The following is a 1,717-nucleotide window of genomic DNA, read 5'->3' as shown; positions in this document are numbered from 1 at the left end:
CCCTCCCCACGATCCCCGGCAGGGAGGTCGCCGGCACGGTCGAGTCCCTCGGCGAGGGCGTCGCCGCCCTGTGGCTCGGCAAGCGCGTCGTGGCCCACCTGGGCCTGCGCCCGGGCGGCTACGCCGAACTCGCCGTCACGGACGTGGAGCGCCTCCACGAGATCCCCGCGAACCTCGACCCCGCGCAGGCGGTCGCGATGATCGGCACGGGCCGTACGGCGATGGGGATCGTCCAGTTCGCCGACCTCACCCCCGACTCCGTGGTCGTCGTACCGGCCGCGGCGGGCGGCCTCGGCACCCTCCTCGTGCAGTACGCGAAGAACGCGGGCGCCACCGTGATCGGCCTGGCGGGCGGCCGCGCGAAGACGGTGCTGGTCGAGGAGAACGGCGCCGACCTGGCCGTCGACTACAGGCAGCCGGACTGGCCGGACCGGGTCCGGCGGTTCCTCGGCGGCAACCGGGCCACGCTCGTCCTCGACGGCGTGGGCGGCGACACGGCCCGCGAAGCGGTCGCCCTCCTCGCCCGCCCCGGCGGCAGCCACCTCGTCTTCGGCTGGTCCGGCGCGGGCCCGCACGACGGCCCGGACGCCCCGTACCTCGTGGAGGGCCTGTCCCGGCAGGTCCTGGGCCCGGCGATGATGCGGCGGACGGGCGGCCGCGACCCGATGCGCACCCTGGAGCTGCGCGCCCTCGCGGCGGCGGCGGAGGGCCGCCTGACCCCCGCGCTCCACCGCTTCCCCCTCCACGCGGCGGCCACCGCGCACAGGGCCCTGGAGACGAGGGCGACCACGGGGAAGGTGGTCCTGGAACCCTAGGGCCGCGACACGGGGCGGCGGCACCGGGCGGCGGCGCTGGGCCGTACCGGACCGTACCGGGCGGCCGTCCAGGTCAGCGGATCACCGTGTCACCGCCCCAGCATCACCCCCGCGATGGCCACCTGCGCGGCGTCSAGCCCCTCCCCCTCCTCCACACACCACAGCGAGTTCTGCAGCACCCGCCCCAGCGTCCAGGCGCGCGCCCGGTCCCGGTCCACGCCCAGCACCTCCGTCAGCAGGTCGAACCGGCGCTCCAGCGACCCCTCCCAGGTGCGGTTCCAGAGCGCCGGCAGCAACTCGAAGCAGGGGTCCCCGGCGAGCGGCTTCGGATCGATGACGAGCCACGGCTCGCGCTCCCCCGCCAGGACGTTGTCGAAGTGCAGGTCCCAGTGCAGCAACCGGTCCCCCGGCTCGTCCGCGACCTCCCGCAGGGCCGCCGCGCAGTCCGCCAGCAACCGCCGGTCCCCGTCCGCCCCCAGGGACGCGAGCGCCGCCAGCACCGCCGGCAGCCGCTCGAACATGCCCGCCACCACGCCGTCCAGCCGCCGCAGCCCCGCCGGCGCCGGTACGGCCGTGATCCGCGCCAGCAGTCCGGCCAGTACGCCCGTCGCCTTCATCACATCCGGTACACCGGACAACGGCCGGTCCTCGTCGAGCCGTTCCAGCAGCAGCGTGCCGGTCTCCGCGTCCTCCGCCAGCAGCCGTACGACCCCGTCACCGCCCCAGGTCCGCAGCGCGAGCCCCTCGCCGGCCGTCTCCTCGTCGACGTCCTGCAGTTTCAGCGCGGCCCGCGTCCCGTCGCGGCACACCACCGGCAGCACGACCGACACCTGCCCGCGCATCGGCGCTCCCTCCTGCCGCAGCCCCCACCGCCCGAGGAACCGTTCGCCCCGCTCCAGCAG

2 protein-coding genes are annotated in these 1,717 nt (G+C 76.2%); one reads left to right on the top strand and one right to left on the bottom strand.

All coding sequences use genetic code 11. The features are described from left to right. Positions 1-815 (top strand): zinc-binding dehydrogenase (locus FGF04_RS39105; RefSeq protein ID WP_149516145.1); only part of this gene is annotated, 815 nt, incomplete at its 5' end. Positions 816-904: 89 nt separating this feature from the next. Here the strand turns inward: FGF04_RS39105 and FGF04_RS39100 are convergent. Next, on the bottom strand, positions 905-1,717 hold an 813-nt coding region (locus tag FGF04_RS39100), incomplete at its 5' end, for an aminoglycoside phosphotransferase family protein (protein ID WP_149516144.1).

The sequence above is a fragment of the Streptomyces apricus genome, from assembly GCF_008369065.1.
Classification (GTDB): domain Bacteria; phylum Actinomycetota; class Actinomycetes; order Streptomycetales; family Streptomycetaceae; genus Streptomyces; species Streptomyces apricus.
This window is presented reverse-complemented; position numbering and strand designations above follow the sequence as displayed.